This window comes from Rhodoferax sp. GW821-FHT07G04 (genome assembly GCF_059418585.1).
On sequence record NZ_JBWKQD010000006.1, the window covers coordinates 271,871 to 292,551 of the forward strand.

A 20,681-nucleotide genomic window follows, 5' to 3' on the forward strand; every position below is an offset into this window, starting at 1 on the left:
CTTCTGGGTGCGGCGTTTAGCTGCCTTTCCCAACAGCAGCCGAGACACTTCGTTGAAGCAGCGTGGCGTGGATGGGGTATGGGTTTTGCGCAGGTATTAGGAGGAGCCCGCGTAGCGGGCGGGGGACATGGAGCAAAATCCATACCCCATCCACGCCACGCCGTAGGCTCAAAGAGGAAGTCCCTACAGCACCTCGCTGGCAAAGTCCGCCAGTCGCGACCGCTCGCCACGGGCCAGCGTGATATGACCGCCATGCGGCCAGCCCTTGAACTTGTCCACCGCAAAGGTCAGGCCTGATGAGCCCTCCGTCAGGTAGGGCGTGTCGATCTGGGCCAGATTGCCCATGCAGATGATCTTGGTGCCGGGGCCGGCACGGGTGATCAGCGTCTTCATCTGCTTGGGCGTCAGGTTCTGCGCCTCGTCGATGATGACGTACTTGTTCATGAAGGTACGGCCCCGCATGAAGTTCATGCTCTTGATCTTGATGCGGCTGCGGATCAGCTCATTGGTAGCGGCACGACCCCATTCGCCCGCGCTGGTGTCGGTCTTGCCCAGCACTTCCAGGTTGTCGTCCAGCGCTCCCATCCAGGGGCCCATTTTTTCCTCTTCGGTCCCCGGCAGGAAACCAATGTCTTCGCCCACGCTGACCGTAGCGCGGGTGACGATGATCTCGGTGTAGCGCCGGTCGTCCAGCACCTGGGTCAGGCCCGCAGCCAGGGCCATCAGCGTCTTGCCGGTGCCGGCGGTACCTGTCAGGGTGACGAAATCAACCTCGGGGTCCATCAGCAGATTCATCGCGAAGTTCTGCTCGCGGTTACGTGTTGTTACACCCCACACCGCATTTTTGAGGTGGTTGAAGTCGCGCAGTGTCTTGATGACAGCCGTATTGCCGCGGATTTCGGTCACGCGGGCATACAGGCTGGGCTCGCCGGGCGACTCGAAATAGACAAACTGGTTGATCTGCATGCTGGGCACCACCGGCCCGCTGATCTTGTAGAAGGTGTGCTGACCCTGCTGCCAGCTCTCCACGCTTTGGCCATGGGTGGCCCAAAAGTCGGAGGGCAGGGCCATGGCGCCAGAGTACAGCAGGTCGCCGTCGTCCAGCGTCTTGTCGTTCTGGTAGTCGTCGGTGGCCAGACCCAGGGCGCGGGCCTTGACCCGCATATTGATGTCCTTGGAGACCAGCACTACCTCGCGCGGCGCATAGTGCTTGCGCAGGGCTTCGACCACACCCAGGATCTGGTTGTCGGCCTTGCCCTGGGGCAGGCTGGTGGGGAGTGAGTAATCCAATGGCTGTGTCTGGAACAGCAGCTTGCCGCGCGCGTCGCGGTTGCCGGTACTGGACAGCTGGAAGCCGGCCGTGATGTCGGCCCCCGGTGCCGCGGCCAGCGCGTCCAGCGTGCGGCTGGTCTGGCGGGCATTGCGGGCGACTTCGGTCATGCCTTTCTTGTGACCGTCCAGCTCTTCCAGCACGATCATGGGCAAATAGATGTCGTGCTCTTCGAAGCGGAACAGCGACATGGGATCGTGCAGCAGCACGTTGGTGTCCATCACAAACAGCTTGCTGGGGCCGTTGGCGCGGGCCGGCCTCTTGGCACGGGCTGTGCTGCGGGTGTCTGGCTGCGTGGGTGCCGCAACAGCCACAGGCTCCAAAACCGGGACCTCACGTGCAACCGGTTTCTCCAGCAGCGCAGCCGTTGCCGTCGTTGTCCGTTTGGGCGCAGCCTTTTTCTCCGGGGCCACTTTGCTTGCCGGGCCGGGCCGCACGCCGGGGGCTTTGGCGACGACGTCGAAGTCTTCCGATTTGTGGGGGGCGCGGGCTGCGCTGCGCGGTGCAGCAACAAAGGCCTTGGCGGGTAAACGGTCAGCGGGTTTGGTTGGTGCGGGTGGCAGTGGCATGGATGGTGGGGCTCACGGGTGGGGAAAGGTGAAGAATAGCTGTCGCAAAAGCAAAAAAGCCGCCCTGAGCCAAGGCGGCTTTTTGTCGTGGCGCGTTTGCGGTGTTCAACGGCATTGGACCATTATGCATGAGCCAGATGACACCGCCAGAGGCCAGTGTGTCAAAAACCACGTTGTCGAAATCACCACCGGGGAACAGGCCCCGGCGCGGGGTTGCAGGCGCTTAAGCGGCTTTCTTCAATGCCTTGACGGCCTTGAGCACGTCGTCCACATGGCCGGGGACCTTGAGACCGCGCCATTCTTCTTTCAACAGGCCGTCAGCGCCGATCAGGAAGGTGCTGCGCTCAATGCCCTTGACCTTCTTGCCGTACATGATCTTGTTCTTGACCACGCCGAACATGTGGCACATTTTTTCTTCGGTGTCGGCAATCAGCTCGAACGGGAGTTCCAGCTTGGTCTTGAATTCGTCGTGCGACTTCATGTTGTCGCGGGACACACCAAACACGGTGGCGCCGGCTTTCACAAAATCCTTGTATTTGTCACGGAACTGCATGGCTTCGGTCGTGCAGCCGGGAGTATTGTCTTTGGGGTAGAAATACAACACCAAGGTTTTGCCTAGGTGGCTTGTATTGCTGACTTTGACGCCACCGGTTGCATTGGCTTCAAATTCGGGTAAAGGCTTGTTGACAACGATCGCCATATGGTACTTTTAGTCTCGCGTTCTGGATGTGTCAGTCAAAGTAGAGGGATCAAACGTGACAGCGTTTATTCGCCCTCGACTGCAACCCACAATTTTACTCTGAAAAGCACCCTGCCAGACTTCAGGGTAAACGCGCTTACAACAAAAGCGCGGCAACCACCTTGCGGCCTTCTCCAGCCAAAAAGTTGTAGGTTCTGCAGGCAGCTGGCGTGTCCATGGTCTCCACCCCTATGCGCCGCGCATACAGAGCCTGCAGCATGGCGGGCGCGGGGAAGCGGATGCGCTCGCCACTGCCAAAGATGACCAATTCGGCGTCCAATTCGGCCAGGCGCTCAAAGTGCTGGTCTTGCAAGTCACCAAATTGGGCGCAGTCCCACAAATAGGGCGCTGCCAAAGTGCTGACGACGACGCTGGAGGTGTATTTTTCGCCGTTTACGGTCACCCAGCCCGGCCCATAACCCGTCACCGAAGAGGATTGCGTGGGGTCTGGGAGGAACTTCATAGGGGGGCCTGGGTGAATTTGAATGCTGCACCGCACTAATTACGTGCGGAACTGTGGTCAAATTATAGGTTTCGCCCCGTGATCAAGACTTCTGGAGGGACTTGTGCGTACCGTTCAAAAATCTGCCAAGCTGGCCAATGTGCTCTATGACATCCGCGGACCCATCATGGACGCGGCCCGTCAGATGGAAGACGAGGGCCAGAAGATCATCAAGCTCAACCTCGGCAACCTCGCCGTCTTTGGTTTTGATGCCCCCGAAGAAATCCAACAGGACATGATTCGCAACCTGCCCAATTCGGCGGGTTATTCGGACAGCAAAGGCATCTTCGCCGCGCGCAAGGCGGTGATGCACGAGACCCAGAAACAGGGCATTGCCCACGTGACACTGGACGACATTTACCTCGGTAACGGCGCCAGTGAACTCATCACCATGGCCACCAATGCACTACTGGACGACGGCGATGAGCTGCTGCTGCCCATGCCCGACTACCCGCTTTGGACTGCGGCCACCAGCTTGTCCGGCGGCACACCGGTGCACTACCTGTGTGACGAGGCCAATGGCTGGATGCCCAATCTGGACGACATCCGCGCCAAGATCACGCCCAAGACCAAGGGCATCGTCGTCATCAACCCCAACAACCCCACCGGCGTGTTGTATTCTGATGCGCTACTCATGAGCATCGTCGAGATCGCCCGCGAACACGGCTTGGTGATCCTGGCCGACGAGGTGTATGACAAGGTGCTGTACGACGGCGTCAAGCACACGGCCATTGGCAGCTTGTCTACTGACATATTGACACTGACCTTCAATTCTCTGTCCAAGAGCTACCGCTCCTGCGGCTACCGCGCCGGCTGGTTGGTGGTATCGGGTGACAAGAAGAACGCCACGGACTACATCGAGGGCCTGAACATGCTCTCGAACATGAAGCTGTGCTCCAACGTGCCCGGCCAATGGGCGATCCAGACCGCACTGGGGGGTTATCAGAGCATCAACGACCTGGTCTGTGAAGGCGGTCGCCTGCGCCGCCAGCGCGACCTGGCCTACGAGCTGATCACCGCCATCCCTGGCGTGAGCTGCGTCAAGCCCCAAGCCGCCTTGTATATGTTTCCCAAGCTGGACCCGGCGGTGTACCCCATCGCGGACGACCGGCAATTCTTCCTGGAGCTGCTGCGCGAGACCCGTGTCATGCTGGTTCAAGGAACAGGCTTCAACTGGCAGCAACCGGATCACTTCCGTATTGTGTTCCTGCCCCACGAAGACGATTTGCGCGAGGCCATCAACCGCATCGCCAAGTTCCTGGAAAGCTATCGCAAGAGCCACGGCACACAGCCTGCGCAAACGCAGGCTGTCGCCTCTGCTATCAAGTTGGTAGCGGCTCGCGCATGATCCACGAGGGCTAGCGCCCTGTTTTACCGTTAGAGAGTTTATGAAACCGATTCAAGTGGGCCTGCTGGGCATTGGCGTCGTCGGCGCGGGCACCTTCAATGTGCTCAAGCGCAACCAGGAAGAAATCCAGCGCCGCGCCGGCCGTGGCATTGCAATCACCATGGTGGCCGATCTGGATGTGGCACGTGCCCAGTCCGTAGTTGGCCCAGAAGTGAAAGTCGTGAGCGACGCACGTGCCGTCATCGCCAACCCCGACATCGACATCGTCATCGAGCTGATTGGCGGCTATGGCATCGCCAAACAACTGGTGCTGGAGGCCATTGCTGCCGGCAAACACGTGGTCACCGCCAACAAGGCCCTGCTGGCTGTGCACGGCACCGAGATCTTTGCCGCGGCATCCGCCAAGGGTGTCATGGTGGCGTTTGAAGCGGCCGTGGCCGGTGGCATTCCCATCATCAAGGCGCTGCGCGAAGGCCTGACCGCCAACCGCATCCAGTGGATTGCCGGCATCATCAACGGCACGACCAATTTCATCTTGTCCGAAATGCGCGACAAGGGCCTGGATTTCTCCGTGGTGCTGAAGGAAGCACAACGCCTGGGTTATGCCGAGGCTGACCCTACTTTTGACATCGAAGGCGTGGACGCCGCGCACAAGGTCACGCTGATGTCGGCGATTGCCTTTGGCATCCCGGTGCAGTTTGACAAGGCATACGTGGAAGGCATCACCAAGCTGGGTGCGGCCGACATCAAGTACGCCGAGCAACTGGGCTACCGCATCAAGCTCCTGGGCATCACCAAGCGCACGGCCAAGGGTGTGGAACTGCGCGTGCACCCCAGCCTGATCCCCAGCAAGCGCCTGATCGCCAATGTGGAAGGCGCGATGAATGCCGTGGTCGTCAACGGTGACGCGGTAGGCAACACACTGTATTACGGCAAGGGCGCCGGCTCCGAGCCCACGGCCAGCGCGGTGATCGCCGATCTGGTGGACATCACCCGGCTGCATACCGCCGATGCGGCACAGCGCGTGCCCCACCTGGCCTTCCAGCCGCACAGCATGAGCGACACCCCGGTGCTGCCCATGGGTGACGTGGTGACCAGCTACTACCTGCGCCTGCGCGTGGCCGACCAGGCCGGCGTGCTGGCCAAGGTGACCGGCATCCTGGCCGAAGCCGATATCAGCATCGACGCCATGCTGCAGCGCGAAGCGGATGAAGTGGGCGGTGAGGGCAGCACGCAGACCGACCTGATCATCCTGACCCACGATTGCGTGGAAGCCAACATGAACGCCGCCATTGCCCAAATGCAGGCCCTGCCCACTGTGCTGGCCCCCATCGTGCGCATCCGCAAGGAGGAACTCGCCTGATGCAGTACATCTCCACCCGCGGCCACCCCGATCGCAAGCGCTTCTGCGAGATCCTGCTCGAAGGCCTGGCGCCCGATGGCGGCCTGTATCTGCCGGAGTCCTATCCGCAGATCAATGCCACGGCGCTGCAGCGCCTGCGCCGCACCTACCGCCAGGGCGCGCCCGGTGGTTATGCCGATCTGGCGTTTGAAATTTTGTCGCTGTTCATCGACGACATTCCGGCCGACGACCTGAAGGCCATCTGCCACAAGACCTATACCGAAGACGTGTTTGGCACGTCGGAGATCGTGCCGCTGAAAACGCTGGAAGCGCCCAATGCCAAATTCAGCGAACCCGGTCTGTACCTGGAAGCCTTGTCCAACGGCCCCACGCTGGCCTTCAAGGACATGGCCATGCAACTGCTCGGCAACCTGTTCGAGTACGAACTGGGCCGCCGCGGCGAAGAACTCAACATCCTGGGCGCCACCAGCGGCGACACCGGCAGCGCGGCCGAATACGCAATGTGCGGCAAGAAGGGTGTGCGCGTCTTCATGACCAGCCCGCACGGCCGCATGAGTGCTTTCCAACAGGCGCAGATGTTCAGCCTGATGGACGCCAACATCTACAACATCGCCGTCAAGGGCGTGTTTGACGACTGCCAGGACATGGTTAAGGCCGTGTCCAACGATCTGGAGTTCAAACGCAAATACCGCATCGGCACAGTCAACTCCATCAACTGGGCGCGTCTGCTGGCCCAGGTGGTGTACTACTTTGCCGGCTACTTGCAGGCTAGCGAGCCGCTGGTTCCCAAGCCCTTGGGCCCACGCGATTCGCTGGCGCCGCGGCATGATGGTCCGGTGCAGGTCAGCTTCACCGTGCCATCGGGCAACTTCGGCAACGTCTGCGCCGGCCATGTGGCCCGCATGATGGGACTGCCGATCCACACCCTGGTGGTGGCCACCAATGAAAACGACGTGCTGGACGAGTTCTTCCGCACCGGCGTCTACCGCGTGCGGGGCAGTGCAGACACGCACGAAACTTCCAGCCCGTCGATGGATATTTCCAAGGCCTCCAACTTCGAACGTTTTGTGTTCGACCTGCTGGGCCGCGACGGCGCGCGTGTGAAGGCGTTGTTTGGCGAAGGCCTGTCCAAGACTGGCCAGTTCGACCTGAGCGCCGACCCGGTGTTTGCAGAGGCTGCCAGCCGCTACGGCTTTGTCAGCGGTAAGAGCACCCACGCCAACCGCCTGGACACCATCCGCGCGACCTGGAACCAGCATGCGCTGGTCATCGACACCCACACGGCCGATGGCTTGAAGGTGGCGCATGAATACCGCACGGCGGGTGTGCCGATGGTGGTACTGGAGACCGCCTTGCCGATCAAGTTTGCCGAGACCATCGTCGAAGCCCTGGGCCGCGAACCCGAGCGGCCGGCCAAGTTTGAAGGCATCGAAAACCTGCCCAAGCGTGTGCTGGTCATGGATGCCGATGTGGCCGCCATCCAGGCGCTGATTGCCAAGGAATGCCAGGCAGCTTAAGCCGATTGGGCCGCTAGCCCTCGTCGGATATGCCTGAGAAGCTATCAATTGAGTAGCGGTCGTATGGAGAGGCGAGAATGAACACTGCAGTACGCGCGCCCCTGTTGTCGCTGGACGACGCATTGCAACGGCTGCTGGCCAGCGCCAGCCTGCAGCTGGGTGCGGAGCAGGTCACCATCGGCGATGCCGACGGCCGCGTGCTGGCGCAGGACGTGGTGTCGGCCTTGCATGTGCCGCCACAGGACAACAGCGCCATGGATGGCTACGCATTGCGTTGTGGTGACGTGGTGCAGGTGGGCACAGCTTTGCCCGTGTCGCAACGCATTGCCGCAGGTACGGTGGGCCAGCCTCTGCAGGCTGGCACGGTAGCGCGCATCTTCACCGGTGCGCCTGTGCCACCCGGCGCGGATGCCGTGGTCATGCAGGAGGACTGCACGGCCTTGCCAGTGGCCGATGGCGCAGCGCCCGACACGCCATCCATCCAGATCATCACCCAGCCAACACTCGGTCAAAACATCCGCCGCGCCGGTGAAGACGTAGCGCGGGGTGCCTTGGTGCTGCCCCATGGCCAGCGGTTGGGGCCAGCCGAGTTGGGTATGGCCGCCAGCATTGGCATGGCCGCGTTGTCGGTTGCCCGCCGTCCGCGGGTGGCGCTTTTCTCCACGGGTGACGAACTGGTCATGCCCGGCACCGTGGCGCCTCAGGACATGCCGCCCGGCGCCATCTACAACTCCAACCGCTATTTCCTGGCTGCGCTGCTGCGCCGCATGGGTTGTATCGTCACCGACCTGGGCATCGTGCCGGACCAGCTGGATGCTACCGTGCAGGCCCTGCGCGACGCAGCCCAGTCGCACGATGTCATCCTGACCAGCGGCGGCGTCTCGGTGGGCGAAGAAGACCACATCAAGCCCGCCGTACAACGCCTGGGCACGCTGGACCTGTGGCAGATCGCCATCAAGCCCGGCAAGCCCTTTGCCCATGGCCGCGTGGGGGATGCCCACTTCCTGGGCCTGCCGGGCAACCCGGTATCCAGCTACGTGACCTTCCTGGTGCTGGTGCGTCCCTTCCTGCTGCAGTTGCAGGGCCTGCGGAACGTTGCTATGAAAACCGTAGCTTCCCGTGCTGATTTCACGTGGGCTAGGGCCGATAAACGCCGAGAGTTCCTGCGCGTGCGGCGTAACGCGCAGGGTGGGTTGGATCTGTTCACCAACCAGGGCTCGGGTGTGCTGACCTCGGCTGTGTGGGGCGACGGACTCGTAGACAACCCGCCCGGCAAGACCATCACACCGGGCGACACCGTCCAGTTTGTGTCCTTTGCGGAGTTGCTGGCATGAAGGTGCAGGTCAAATACTTTGCCTCGATCCGCGAGGCTTTGGGTAGCGGTGCAGAGACGGTAGAGACAGCCGCGCCCACCGTTGCCGGCTTGCGCGACGAGTTGATCGCCCGCGGTGGCGTCTATGCCGAATCGCTGGCCCGCGGCAAGGCCGTGCGTGTGGCGCTCAATCAGACGCTGGCGGTTGAAACCGCGCCCCTGGTCGAAGGCGCTGAAGTGGCATTCTTTCCGCCTGTTACTGGCGGGTAGATCGTCATTAAGGAACCGTGGTTTCGTCCACGGTGACCGTGACGCCCCATGCGCCCGTGTTGTCGGTGCTGATGGTGTCATTCACACAAAACTCCAGAGGGCCGGTTTCCGTGGCGACAAAGTGCGTGCGCGGGCCGCCCTGCACATGTTGCTCACCGGTGGCAGACAAGATGCGCAGAACCAGCGAGTGCCGGCGCATGTCAGCAAATGGGAACCCGGCATGGGTAGGGCCGCTGTTTCCTGATGTGTTGTTGTCCTGGCAAATCGGGTCGCCACCACAGCCAAAGCTCATCTTGGGGCCGCCAGGAACCTCTGACACGGTAACGGTGGATCCTTTGCGAACATTTCGAAATCCAGGAATCGCATTGCAGGCCGACGTGGTTGGGGCAATGCCGACGGACAAGGTGGGTGAAAAGAACGTGTTGCCCGCCAGGTCCTGTGTTTTGTGAAGAATATTCACGCGCAATCTGGCCTCACCCACACAGCTGCTGACACTGAAGGCGCGTACTGTTTTTGGGCCTGGCCAGGCCAAAGGACCGCCAGTGCCAGCTGGCCCGTATTGGTGTGTTTCCAGGAAGACACCCGGTGACAGGGTGCCTGCCGTGAAATTCCCCTGGTGGCTCAGTTGGATGCCGTCGCCAAAATCGACTCCAATCTGCCCGCAAGCGCCTTGTCCAAGTACCCGAAACGGGACGAGGTCAGCATCAGAAACACCGCATACAGCGCCGGTTGGATCGCAAACGGTTTTGGCTCGCAAAGTAGTGGAGGTCTGGTCCAGCTCCACACCGGTGATGCCGGCAGCGCAACCGGTCAGCAACAGCAATAGGGGTGCAAGGGCGAACAACAACGTGCGTGCAAATCGCTTCATGGCCTGATACCTCCCTGCTGGCTGCTTTTTTCGGGACGAACCGCATCGCTCAGCGCGGCCATTTAACCATGCCACCCAGTAAATTGGAATGGCAGGCTGGAAGGTGCTCAGGTGAGTTGGGTCATAGCGGCTAGCAGGCGCTCGGTTGCGCCCGCGCTGGCTGCCGTCATCGGCAGCCGCAGCCCGTCCTGAATCAAACCTTGCTGCGCCAGCACGGCTTTGATCACCGCCGGGTTGGGCTCGGCAAACGCCGCATTCACCACAGGCACCAGGGGCTGCCACAGCGTGCGGGCAGTCTGCAGGTCACCGCTCTGCAGGTAACGTATCACTTGAACGAACTGTGCCGTGCACAGGTGGGCGCAGGCCGAGATAGCACCGGCGCCACCGATTGCCAGCATGTTGAAAATCTGCCCATCTTCACCGGTCAGCATTTGCAGGCGTCCATCGGCAACCAAAGCTTGCGTCTTGCCGGCATCGCCGCCACAGTCCTTGATACCCTGGATCTTGGGGTGCGCGGCCAAGGTCAGCAGCGTTTCCAGTGTCATGCTGACACCGGTGCGGTAGGGAATATCGTAGATGAGCAGTGGCTTGTCGGAGGCGTCTGCCAGCGCGGTAAACCATTGCACCAAGCCGGCTTGCGCGGGGCGGATGTAGTGGGGTGCCGATACCAGCAAGCCCGCGACGGGGCGCTGGGCCAGTTCCTTGTACCGCGCCAGGGTCTGGCCCATGTGGTAGCCCGACAGGCCCATGACCACAGGCACCGTGCCGGCGGCTTCTAGCACGGTGTCCAGCACGGCCAGTTGTTCGGTTTTGTCCAGCGCGGCCGCTTCGCCGGTGGAGCCGCAGGCCACAAATCCGCTGACGCCTGCTGCGGCGTAGCGCTGCACGAGGCGCGCCAGGGCGGGGTGGTCGACCGCGTCGCCCTGGAATGGCGTGATCAACGCGATCCAGAGGCCAGAAAAGTCGGGACGAGAGCTAGGCATGCATGGTTCCTTTTTTCAAAAAAACGACCGATGGGTGAAAACCGTCCTCATCATCGGATGCGCGCGTAAACCAAAAGAAAGTGGGAGAAGGTGTCTGATCTGGTGGTTCCGTCGCTCATCTGAGAACGGAACCACAAAGCTCCGGTCAGATGAGCTTGGGTTTTTTCGCTTTGCTGGCGCAGCCTGGGTTGCGCAACACAACAGCACGACCGGTTGCGGCCATGACGGGTGTGTGGAACAAGATTGCGGGCATCGCTGGAGTGTAGCAGTGCGCAGGCGGCTATGTCAGGTGAGGCTATCTGAACTGCCAGAGCACGACATACCCGATGGTGCCGAGCAGAGCACAGGCCATGCACAGCGAGTAAACGCCGATGGCCACAGCGGTCCATCCGGTGGCCGATTCTTCCTCACCCATCGGAACGCTGCGCTTGATAAGCCCCCGATAGGCGCCCAGCAAGGTGTACTTGAGCCCGAAGAACAAGGCGGGCGCGCCAAAAATCAAGAGAAGACCCAGCTTGTATCCTGACACTTCCAAGCACCTTTCGACACGATGATAGAGAGCGGGGCGCTCCCTGAGGGAGCCTGCCCGTAAGCGCCCAATGATAGATGCCACAATGCAGCCATGATCCCGTCCAGCGCCAAGCGCGTCACCATCCAAACCGAAGATTTTGACTTGAGCAAAGAAGTGGCCGCGCTCAGGGCCGGGGAGCCCCGGGTTGGCGCGGTGTGCAGCTTCGTGGGCACGGTGCGCGACCGCAATGTGGCCGGTGGAGAGCCGGCGGGCCACGTGCAGACAATGGAGCTGGAGCATTACCCCGGCATGACGGAGAAGGCGATCGAGGACATGATCGACGAGGCGCATCGGCGCTTCGACATCTTCGCGGCGCGCGTCATACACCGCATCGGTGTGCTACAGCCCGAGGACCAGATCGTGTTGGTGGCCGTCACGTCCGCCCACCGGGGCGAAAGCTTCAAGGCCTGTGAGTTTTTGATGGATTACCTCAAGACCCAGGCCCCATTCTGGAAAAAGGAGCAGACCACGGCGGGTGCCCAGTGGGTGGACGCCCGGGTCAGTGATGACGAGGCTTTAGCCCGGTGGGGGATTCAGGTTAAAAACGCGTGAGCTGCAGGCGTGCGGGCGTTTCGTCGCAAAGTATCTTCTTCTTGTCCAATGTATGTAGGGAGTCGATCGAGATGGTGGTTAGCAAGTCAGCTGTTCCTGCCCTGGCCCTTGCGGCGTCCTTGGGGTTTTCCTTGGCAGCGCATGCGGAACTGGGCTTTCCAGACTATGTCAAGTTCCCGCCGCAAATCCAGCTCAACCCAGACCAGCCGCTGATCAAGGAAGAGTTAGGCGAAGCGGATTTTGCGACCGACAAGACAGGCGCCACCATGGCCAACAAGCGCGGAGCGCACTACGCCCGCTGGCTGCTGTACCGACCGGCCAGCGGCGAGCCAGCCCCTGGTTACTACAACGGCACCGAAGAGCGCATCTTCAAGGCCATGAGCGCCGTCTTTGCCAAAGAGGGTTGGCAGATGGTGCTTGTGGCCGACAACAAGGCAGGCTTCTCCATGCGCCTGGCCAAGCCGGGCAAGGACATCTGGGCTACCGTGAAAATGGACGCGCCGCAAGCTCAGGTCAATCTGGAAATCGTAGAAGTGGGCGCTGCGGCCAACAAGCTGGTGCTGACCCCACCTGCGGCCCAGCCCGAGAAAGTGGGCGACAAGGACGATTTCCCCTACCTCCCGCCATACCCCGGCTCCACCCGCAAAGACGGGGGCCGAGGCAATGGCCCGCTGGATGTGTCGCTGCCCGGCAAGTCCGACAGCGAACCCATGCTGGTCGGCTCGGGTGTGGCCTACCGCAGCTACCAAGGACCTGGCACGCTGTCCAAACTGCAGTTTGTAAGCGACTACCGAGAAGCCTTGGTCAAGGCGGGGTGGAAGGTGGTCTATCCTGCCGACGAAAAGGCGGTCAACGACTATGGCAGCCTGGCCGCCCACTACACACAAAACGGGCGCGATATCTGGGTCAAGCTGGAGTACGAATACGGCGCCAACCTGAGCTACAGCGTGGCCGATATCGGTGGCGAAGACTGGGGCGCCAAGCTGGACAAGGACTGCCGCTTGCCGCTCTATGGCGTGTTCTTTGACTTCAACCAATCCACGCTGAAGCCAGAGTCTGAGCCCGTGCTGAACAAGGCCGCCGCCTTGCTGAAAGGCCGCGCCAACCTGGCCGCGGAGGTGCAGGGCCATACCGACAACGTAGGCACGGATACCTACAACCAAACCTTGTCTACCGCCCGCGCAGCCAGCGTCAAGACCTGGCTGACCCAGCACGGTATAGACACCAAGCGCTTGACCTCCAACGGCTATGGCAAGACCCAGCCGGTGGCCGACAACGGTACGGCCGAGGGGCGGGCGCGCAATCGCCGCGTGGAGTTGGTGAAGACGGGGTGCCAGGCGCGCTAGTGCGCAGAGCCGTCCGGGCTCAATTCAGGTAGGTAGGCCGTGTCGCGTCCGGGTACAGGTCTATCTCTTCCGAAGGCTCTTCGACCACCACGGGCGGCGGTGGCACGCCGGGGCCGACCTGCCAATCGGACTGTTGCAGCGCGTTGCCCAGCAGCTTGATGACGGCAAACACCAGCTCGGTGGACAGATCCATCTGAAAACCGCGGGTGGTGGGCGGGTCTTCCAGCTTTTCGTTGAAATTGAGCTGCAACTGGCCGTTGCCAAATGGTGTCAAATTGACCTCGGTCACCACCAGCGGGTTGTGGCCCAAGGGGTGCAGGGTTGCGCCGGTCTGGTAAGGGGTGTTGAAATCGGCCTTTTGCATGGCCTCTTCGCGCTTGAAGTCGGCCAGCAGGGTCTTGGTGCAGTTGTCCATGGCCGCCAGGTTCACAAAACCGTCGGTCTTGGCATCGGAGGGAATTGCAAAATGGTCTACGACCACGCGGTTCAGCAGGGGCCACAGGCGCAAGCTCATACGCCGGGTCAACCACACTTGCACTTCCGCACCGGCACCGGTATTGATGTCCACCAGAATGCGATCGTGGTCCTGGCGGTAGCGGATCGAAATCTGGCGGATGTCCATAGTTTGATTTTAGTCAAGTCGCGCCTGGGCCGCTGCACTTGAAATACGCATGAAAAGCCCAAGGTCACTGTCAACCGGAGATTTTTACTATGCGAATGGACAAACTGACAACCAAATTCCAGGAAGCCTTGGGCGAAGCGCAAACTTTGGCGCTGTCCAACGACCACGCCTACATCACGCCCGCCCACCTGCTGGTGGCCATGCTGCGCCAAGATGACGGCCCCAAACCTCTGCTGCAACGTGCCGGCGTCAACGTGCCCCAACTGCTGACCGCAGCCGAGACCTACATGAAAAAGCAGCCCCAGGTGCAGGGGCAAGAGCAGGTGACGGTGGACCGCGACATGGGCACTCTGTTGCAAGCGGCTGAAAAGGAATCCATCAAACGCAAGGACCAGTTTGTCTCCAACGACATGTTCCTGCTGGCACTATCGGACAGCAAGGCCGAGATCGGCAACATCGCCCGAGCCAGCGGCATGACCCGCAAGAGTCTGGAGAGCGCCATCGACACCGTGCGCGGCGGCCAGAGCGTGGACAACGCTGATGCCGAAGAGCAGCGTGAATCCCTCAAAAAATACTGCATTGACCTGACCGAGCGCGCCCGCCTGGGTAAGTTGGACCCGGTCATCGGCCGCGATGACGAAATCCGCCGCGCCATCCAGGTGCTGCAACGCCGCACGAAGAACAACCCCGTGCTGATCGGTGAACCCGGCGTCGGCAAGACCGCGATTGTGGAAGGCCTGGCCCAGCGCATCGTCGCGGGCGAAGTGCCCGAGTCGCTGAAGGGCAAACGCGTGCTGAGCCTGGACATGGCCGCGCTCTTGGCCGGCGCCAAGTTCCGTGGCGAGTTTGAAGAGCGCCTGAAGAATGTGCTGAAGGACCTTGCCAAGGACGAAGGCCAGACCATTGTGTTCATTGATGAGCTGCACACCATGGTAGGTGCCGGCAAGGCCGAAGGCGCCATGGACGCTGGCAACATGCTCAAGCCCGCGCTGGCCCGTGGCGAACTGCACTGCGTGGGCGCCACCACGCTGGACGAATACCGCAAATACATCGAGAAAGACGCCGCGCTGGAGCGCCGTTTCCAGAAGATTCTGGTGGGTGAACCTACGGTGGAAGCCACTATCGCCATTCTGCGCGGCCTCAAGGAGCGCTATGAAGTGCACCACGGCGTGCAGATCACCGACCCGGCCATCGTGGCGGCGGCTGAGTTGAGCCATCGCTACATCACTGACCGCTTTTTGCCCGACAAGGCCATTGACCTGATCGACGAAGCCGCCAGCAAGATCAAGATCGAGCTGGACTCCAAGCCCGAAGTCATGGACAAGAAAGACCGCCGCCTGATCCAGCTGCAGATCGAGCGCGAAGCCGTGAAGCGCGAGAAGGACGAAGCCTCGCAAAAACGCCTGGAGCTGATCAACGAAGAGATCACCGCGCTGCAAAAAGAGATAGCAGACCTGGACGAGTTGTGGAAAAGCGAAAAGGCCCAGGCCCAGGGTTCCAAGACCATCATGCAGGAAGTGGAAAAAGTCCGCCAGCAGATCAAGGAGCTGACCGACAAGGGCGACTTCAACAAGGCCGGTGAACTGCAATACGGCAAACTGCCCGAGCTGGAGAAGCGCCTCAAGGACGCCCAGGCCCAGGAGGCCGGCAAGGCCAAGAATGCCAAGGACGGCGGCCGCGCGCAACTGCTGCGCACCATGGTCGGTTCGGACGAGATTGCCGAGGTGGTGAGCCGCGCCACGGGCATTCCGGTGGCCAAGATGCTGCAGGGCGAGCGCGACAAGCTGTTGCAAATGGAAACCAAGTTGCACGAGCGTGTGGTGGGCCAGGACGAAGCGATTGCCGCGGTGGCCAATGCCATCCGCCGCTCACGCTCCGGCCTCTCCGACCCGAACCGCCCCACGGGTTCCTTCCTGTTCCTAGGCCCTACCGGCGTGGGCAAGACCGAGCTGTGCAAGGCGCTGGCCGGCTTCATGTTCGATTCGGAAGAGCATCTGATTCGCGTCGACATGAGCGAGTTCATGGAGAAGCATTCTGTGGCCCGCCTGATCGGAGCGCCCCCTGGCTATGTGGGCTACGAGGAGGGCGGCTATCTGACCGAAGCCGTGCGCCGTAAGCCCTATGCCGTGCTGCTGCTGGACGAGATCGAAAAGGCTCACCCCGATGTGTTCAACGTGCTGCTGCAGGTGCTGGACGATGGTCGCCTGACCGATGGCCAGGGCCGCACCGTGGACTTCAAGAACACCATCATCGTGATGACCAGCAACATCGGCAGCCACCTGATCCAGAGCATGGTGGGCCAGGACAACGACGACATCAAGGACGCGGTGACCGGCGAGCTGAAGAACCACTTCCGCCCCGAGTTTCTGAACCGCATCGATGAGACCGTGGTCTTCCATGGCCTGGATGCCGCGCACATTGCCGGCATTGCCAAGATCCAGCTGCAGGTGCTGATTGCGCGCCTAGCCAAGATGGACCTGACGCTGAATGTGTCCGACAACGCCGTGGCCGAACTGGCCAAGGTGGGCTTCGACCCGGTGTTTGGCGCGCGGCCGCTGAAGCGTGCGATTCAGCAGCGCATCGAGAACCCGCTGTCCAAGCTGCTCTTGGAAGGCAAGTTCGCGCCCAAGGACACCATTCATGTGGGTGTTGACGCGATACAGGCACCTGGGCAGTTCAGCTTCGCCTAAGGCTGCTTAGCCTTAGGTTGAACCGCCGGTTCAGCCCCAGACGATGGACTGCATCGAGATCGCCGCGCCCTGGTAACCCTGGTTGAAGAAGCGCGGCATGTCGGTGCTGCGGGCCGCGCCGGCCGCGTAGAGCAGCGGCAGGTAGTGCTCGTAGCTGGGGTGGGCCTGCTGGGCGATGGCGCCCAGGGCCTGGAAGTTTTGCAGCGTGTCCAGGTGGCCGGTCTTGATCTGCTCGTGGACCAGGGTGTCGAATTCGCCAGCCCAGTCATAGGTCTCGTTCGGCCCCGCGCTGGGCCGCATGGCGCGCAGGTTGTGCACGATGTTGCCGCTGCCTACGATCAGCACGCCGCGCTCACGCAGGGCATGCAATTGCTGGCCCAGTGCATAGTGTTCCGCCGGGGGGCGGCTGTAGTCCATGCTCAACTGCAACACGGGAATGTCGGCCTTGGGGAACATGGGCTTCAGGATGGACCAGGTGCCATGGTCCAGGCCCCAGACCTCGGTGTCCACGCCCAGCGCCCGGCCATTGGTGGGCGAGCGCAGTTCGGCGGCCATGCTATGGGCCACGGCGGGTGCCCCAGGGGCAGGATATTGCTGGTCAAACAGGGCCTGCGGAAAGCCGCCAAAGTCGTGGATGGTCTTCGGTCTGGCCATGCCGGTGATCTGCCAGCCGCCGCGTGTCAGCCAGTGGGCCGAGATGCACAGGATCAGCTGGGGCTTGGCCTCGCGGGCCAGCAGGTCTGCCCCCACGCTCTGCCAACTGCGGCGCCAGGCGTTGTCTTCGATCGCGTTCATGGGGCTGCCGTGGCCGACAAACAGCGTGGGCATGCGGGGCGAAGGTTTGAGCGCCTGTAGCAAGGGGGTGTTGGCCGCCTCGGCGAGTGGTGTCATGGAAACTCCGGGTAGGTTGGCAAGCGCCGCCAGCGCGGCGCCAAAGTGTCTGCGTTGCATGCGGTCGTTCAGGCTGGGGAAAAAAAGAGGGACTTGCAATGGAGACAGCGCCTGGGTTTTAGTTCCGGCTAGGTGCCGCATCGCCAGCATCGTATATGAATAATTGGCCGCTAGCCCTCGTAAAATATACACATATCGCTACTATTTTGATAGTGTTCTGTTTTGGAAGTGGCTCGGCGCCTGCCCCATGGCCTGCTTGAACATGGCGCTGAAGGCGCTGTCGCTGGCATAGCCGCTGGCCGCCGCCACCTGCGAGATCGGCAGGCCGCGCGCCAACTGGGGCAGGGCCTTGGCCAGCACGGCCTGCAGGCGCCACTGCTGGTAGCTGGTGCCCAGCTCTTCGCGGAACAGGCGAGCCACGGTGCGCTCGCTGGCGCCCACATGGGCCACCCATTCGCTCAATTGCGACTTGTGCGCCGGGTCGCGCAGCACGGCCTCGCACAGCGCGCGCAGGCGCTTGTCGCCATGCTCGGGGTGGGGCATGGGCACGCCCAGCGCCTGGGTGGTGGCCTGCGCCATTTCGTCCACCGCCAGCGCCATGATGGCGTCGTCGCGCTTGCCGGGCACCGAGTCTTCCAGCGCGTGCACCAGTTCCCGCAGCAGCTTGCTCACCATCAGCACGCGGCATGCGTCCCAGCCCTGCGGTGTAACGGACGGATCCAGGTCCACGGTCCGCAACTCGGCTGCCTCCAACACGATCACATGGTGCTCCACCCGGGGCGGAATCCACACGGCCCGCGTGGGCGGCACGATGTAGGTGGTTGGCAGGCCGCCTTGCGTCACGGTGACCTGCATCAACCCGCTGGCGCAGTAGGTGAACTGGGACCACGCGTGGTGGTGTGGGGCGATGTGGGCGTCCATGGCCAGAGCACGCGCACGGCTGCGCACCGGGCGCTGGGGCGAGGGCGCCCGGTTGGGGGAGTTGTCGATGCCGACCGGCGTAAGCGTGGGGCGGGTCTTGGGGGTGGGCATGGCGCGGCTGAACGTGGGAATGGTGTTTGGCGGGATTTCGACGATTATTGTCCTATTGTCGTATTCCCGCATGCGGCTTGGCGTCCTACCATTTCGGCATGCACTCCACGACGACCACTTTCCCCACGGCGGCAGCCCAGCCGCCGGCCGTGCCCATGCAGCAGGACGCCGCCATCATCGGCCTAGTTGGCTTGGCGCACGCCAGCTCGCACTTCGGCCACCTGCTGCTGCCGCTGATGTTCCCGGTGTTCATGAAGGAGTTTGGCCTGAGCTACTCCGAGTTGGGCCTGCTGATGACCACCTTCTTCGTGGTCTCGGGCGTGGGGCAGGCCTGCTCGGGCTTTGTGGTGGACCGACTGGGCGCGCGGCCACTGATGTTTGCGGCCATGGGCATCTTCATCGCGGCTTGTATGGCCGCCTCCATGGTCACCGGCTATTCGGGGTTGATGCTGGTGGCCGCGCTGGCGGGCCTGGGCAACGCCACCTTCCACCCGGTGGATTTCACCATCCTCAACCAACGGGTATCGGCCCCGCGCCTGGGTTATGCCTTCAGCGCCCATGGGCTGACCGGTAACCTGGGCTGGGCCGTGGCGCCGGTGTTCTTTGCCGGCTTTGGCGCCACCATCGGCTGGCGCAATGCCTATGTGGCTGCGGCGCTGATGTACGTGGCTGTGCTGGCTTTGCTGGTGTTGCAACGCGACAAGCTCAGCACCCAGGTGGCCCCGCGTGATCCCCAAGCGGCGGCCAAGGGCCATGCCGAGCATGACTTGGCTTTCATGAAGCTGCCCGTGGTCTGGTGGTGCTTTGGCTTCTTTTTGCTCTCCACGATGACGTTGGCCGTGGTGCAGAGCTTTTCAGTCTCCATCCTCAAGGCCATGCACGGCATCAGCTTTGAGGCCGCCACCTACACGCTGACGGCCTACATGCTCAGCGGCGCAGTGGGCATGTTCGTAGGCGGTTTTGTGGCGGCTCGCGCCGCCAATAGCGACCGCGTCGTGGCGCTGGCCATGGCCGCCGGCGCGGTGTTGCTGGCCCTGTGTGGCACGGGTTGGCTGGGCGGCACGACCACCATGGTGGTGCTGGCGATCACCGGTTTTGCCATCGGCATTGGCGGCCCGTCGCGCGACATGATGATCAAAAAGGCCACGCCCAAGGGCGCTACCGGCCGGGTATATGGCCTGGTTTACTCGGGCTTGGACACCGGTTTTGCCATTTCCCCCATCGTTTTTGGCATTTTCATGGACCGCGGCTGGTATGGCGCAACCCTGCTGGGGGCCGCACTGGTTCTGCTTCTGAGCGTGGGAGCAGCCCTGGGTGTTGGGTTGCGGACAGTGAAAACCTGAGCCCACGCCGCAATGCTGGCATGATGGAGGGCTTTTCTGCAGCCTTTTGTGAATTGTTCCCTCCATGACAGACTCCTTGCCATCTCCGTCCGCAGTAGAAGCCGCGCCTGAAGAAGCGCTTCCTGCGGTCGATCAGACAGCTGCTGATGCCACAGCGGCTGCGGCCCAAACCCCCAAAGCACCCAAAGCACCAAAAGGCGCGCCCAAGACCGGCAAATCCAACAAACCCGGCACGCCCAAATCCGACGTGTTTCCCGTGCTGGAAAAAATGGCGGCCCTGTACCCCAAGCTTTTTGGCGCCGAGTTTTTGCCGCTCAAGCGCGGCATCTTCCAGGACCTGCTGGACGCTCACCCCGATACATTTGAGCGCGACGGCTTGAAGGCCGCGCTGTCGCTGCACACCCGCTCCACCCGCTACCTGACAGCGGTGGCCTCGGGTGCGGCCCGCCACGATTTGAAGGGTGAGACGGTAGAGGCCATGGCGCCCGAGCATGTGCACCACGCGCTGCTGGAGGTGTTCCGCCGCCGCCAGACACGTAGCAAGGAAGATTTGCGCCCCAAGCTCGTCCAGCGCATCGTGACCGCCTGGGAAGCCTCTGGCTTGACACCCCTGGCGTACGGCGAACTGGTGCGTAGCCGAGACGAAGCCGCCAACGCCGTGTTGGACGAAGCCATGGCCGAGGCCGAGGCCCGCTCTGCCAAGACCGAAGCCTTGTTGCAGGCCTTTAAGGCCAGTGGCAAATCGGTATCGGTGTTCGCCGATATGTATGGGCTGGACCCGCGCACGGTCAGCCGCATGCTGGCGCGCGCAACGGTTACCGGCGCTTAAGCAC

Annotated in this window: 19 protein-coding genes; 10 read left to right on the top strand and 9 right to left on the bottom strand. The window is 62.1% G+C overall.

Annotated elements, in window-relative coordinates; translation table 11 throughout:
* Nucleotides 1-183: 183 nt before the first annotated feature.
* The 3 genes from AC07OO_RS24070 to AC07OO_RS24080 form a co-directional block, all read right to left on the bottom strand.
* Nucleotides 184-1,899, bottom strand: coding sequence for a PhoH family protein (locus tag AC07OO_RS24070; RefSeq protein WP_495084697.1), 1,716 nt, complete (start codon nucleotides 1,897-1,899; stop codon nucleotides 184-186).
* Nucleotides 1,900-2,122: 223 nt separating this feature from the next.
* Nucleotides 2,123-2,599: a peroxiredoxin gene (locus AC07OO_RS24075; RefSeq protein ID WP_495084698.1), complete on the bottom strand. Its 477-nt coding sequence runs from the start codon at nucleotides 2,597-2,599 to the stop codon at nucleotides 2,123-2,125.
* Between the two features lie 136 nt (nucleotides 2,600-2,735).
* Entirely contained in the window at nucleotides 2,736-3,101 is a 366-nt protein-coding gene (locus AC07OO_RS24080; RefSeq protein WP_495084699.1) for an Mth938-like domain-containing protein, read from the bottom strand.
* Nucleotides 3,102-3,204: 103 nt separating this feature from the next.
* On the opposite strand from AC07OO_RS24080, the gene AC07OO_RS24085 reads away from it, so the two are divergent.
* The 5 genes from AC07OO_RS24085 to moaD all read left to right on the top strand — a co-directional run bounded on the left by AC07OO_RS24085 (nucleotide 3,205) and on the right by moaD (nucleotide 8,950).
* Nucleotides 3,205-4,488 (top strand): pyridoxal phosphate-dependent aminotransferase, encoded by a 1,284-nt coding sequence (locus AC07OO_RS24085; RefSeq protein ID WP_495084700.1) that lies wholly within the window; start codon nucleotides 3,205-3,207, stop codon nucleotides 4,486-4,488.
* 40 nt (nucleotides 4,489-4,528) lie between these two features.
* Nucleotides 4,529-5,851 (top strand): homoserine dehydrogenase, encoded by a 1,323-nt coding sequence (locus AC07OO_RS24090; RefSeq protein WP_495084701.1) that lies wholly within the window; start codon nucleotides 4,529-4,531, stop codon nucleotides 5,849-5,851.
* Nucleotides 5,851-7,368 (top strand): threonine synthase, encoded by a 1,518-nt coding sequence (gene thrC, locus AC07OO_RS24095; RefSeq protein WP_495084702.1) that lies wholly within the window; start codon nucleotides 5,851-5,853, stop codon nucleotides 7,366-7,368. The genes AC07OO_RS24090 and thrC overlap by 1 nt, the downstream gene beginning before the upstream one ends.
* A gap of 77 nt (nucleotides 7,369-7,445) precedes the next feature.
* The gene (locus tag AC07OO_RS24100; RefSeq protein WP_495084703.1) at nucleotides 7,446-8,702 is read left to right on the top strand and encodes a molybdopterin molybdotransferase MoeA; all 1,257 of its coding nucleotides are present in this window, start codon (nucleotides 7,446-7,448) and stop codon (nucleotides 8,700-8,702) included.
* On the top strand, nucleotides 8,699-8,950 hold the full coding sequence (gene moaD / locus AC07OO_RS24105; protein ID WP_495084704.1) for a molybdopterin converting factor subunit 1: 252 nt from the start codon (nucleotides 8,699-8,701) through the stop codon (nucleotides 8,948-8,950). Before AC07OO_RS24100 ends, moaD begins: the two co-directional genes overlap by 4 nt.
* A gap of 7 nt (nucleotides 8,951-8,957) precedes the next feature.
* Here the strand turns inward: moaD and AC07OO_RS24110 are convergent, their stop codons facing one another.
* The 3 genes from AC07OO_RS24110 to AC07OO_RS24120 form a co-directional block, all read right to left on the bottom strand.
* Nucleotides 8,958-9,818 (bottom strand): hypothetical protein, encoded by an 861-nt coding sequence (locus tag AC07OO_RS24110; protein WP_495084705.1) that lies wholly within the window; start codon nucleotides 9,816-9,818, stop codon nucleotides 8,958-8,960.
* A 107-nt stretch (nucleotides 9,819-9,925) separates the two neighbouring features.
* Nucleotides 9,926-10,801, bottom strand: a complete 876-nt coding sequence (gene dapA / locus AC07OO_RS24115) for a 4-hydroxy-tetrahydrodipicolinate synthase (RefSeq protein ID WP_495084706.1) — start codon at nucleotides 10,799-10,801, stop codon at nucleotides 9,926-9,928.
* 295 nt (nucleotides 10,802-11,096) lie between these two features.
* Nucleotides 11,097-11,330, bottom strand: coding sequence for a hypothetical protein (locus AC07OO_RS24120; RefSeq protein ID WP_495084707.1), 234 nt, complete (start codon nucleotides 11,328-11,330; stop codon nucleotides 11,097-11,099).
* A 93-nt stretch (nucleotides 11,331-11,423) separates the two neighbouring features.
* Here AC07OO_RS24120 and AC07OO_RS24125 point away from each other — a divergent pair, with 93 nt between their 5' ends.
* Both AC07OO_RS24125 and AC07OO_RS24130 read left to right on the top strand, forming a co-directional pair.
* The gene (locus tag AC07OO_RS24125) at nucleotides 11,424-11,924 is read left to right on the top strand and encodes a molybdenum cofactor biosynthesis protein MoaE (RefSeq protein WP_495084708.1); all 501 of its coding nucleotides are present in this window, start codon (nucleotides 11,424-11,426) and stop codon (nucleotides 11,922-11,924) included.
* 71 nt (nucleotides 11,925-11,995) lie between these two features.
* Entirely contained in the window at nucleotides 11,996-13,270 is a 1,275-nt protein-coding gene (locus AC07OO_RS24130; protein ID WP_495084709.1) for an OmpA family protein, read from the top strand.
* A gap of 19 nt (nucleotides 13,271-13,289) precedes the next feature.
* Here the strand turns inward: AC07OO_RS24130 and AC07OO_RS24135 are convergent, their stop codons facing one another.
* The gene (locus AC07OO_RS24135) at nucleotides 13,290-13,892 is read right to left on the bottom strand and encodes a hypothetical protein (RefSeq protein WP_495084710.1); all 603 of its coding nucleotides are present in this window, start codon (nucleotides 13,890-13,892) and stop codon (nucleotides 13,290-13,292) included.
* An 89-nt stretch (nucleotides 13,893-13,981) separates the two neighbouring features.
* On the opposite strand from AC07OO_RS24135, the gene clpB reads away from it, so the two are divergent.
* Nucleotides 13,982-16,582 (top strand): ATP-dependent chaperone ClpB, encoded by a 2,601-nt coding sequence (gene clpB / locus AC07OO_RS24140; RefSeq protein WP_495084711.1) that lies wholly within the window; start codon nucleotides 13,982-13,984, stop codon nucleotides 16,580-16,582.
* Nucleotides 16,583-16,612: 30 nt separating this feature from the next.
* Here clpB and ygiD read toward each other — a convergent pair whose 3' ends face one another.
* Nucleotides 16,613-17,473: a 4,5-DOPA-extradiol-dioxygenase gene (gene ygiD, locus AC07OO_RS24145; protein ID WP_495084712.1), complete on the bottom strand. Its 861-nt coding sequence runs from the start codon at nucleotides 17,471-17,473 to the stop codon at nucleotides 16,613-16,615.
* Nucleotides 17,474-17,674: 201 nt separating this feature from the next.
* A complete protein-coding gene (locus AC07OO_RS24150) occupies nucleotides 17,675-18,505 on the bottom strand; it encodes an AraC family transcriptional regulator (RefSeq protein WP_495084713.1) in 831 nt (276 codons plus the stop codon).
* Between the two features lie 98 nt (nucleotides 18,506-18,603).
* On the opposite strand from AC07OO_RS24150, the gene AC07OO_RS24155 reads away from it, so the two are divergent.
* Both AC07OO_RS24155 and AC07OO_RS24160 read left to right on the top strand, forming a co-directional pair.
* Nucleotides 18,604-19,848 (top strand): MFS transporter, encoded by a 1,245-nt coding sequence (locus AC07OO_RS24155; RefSeq protein ID WP_495084714.1) that lies wholly within the window; start codon nucleotides 18,604-18,606, stop codon nucleotides 19,846-19,848.
* 64 nt (nucleotides 19,849-19,912) lie between these two features.
* Nucleotides 19,913-20,677, top strand: a complete 765-nt coding sequence (locus AC07OO_RS24160; RefSeq protein WP_495084715.1) for a ProQ/FINO family protein — start codon at nucleotides 19,913-19,915, stop codon at nucleotides 20,675-20,677.
* The last annotated feature ends 4 nt before the right edge of the window (nucleotides 20,678-20,681 follow it).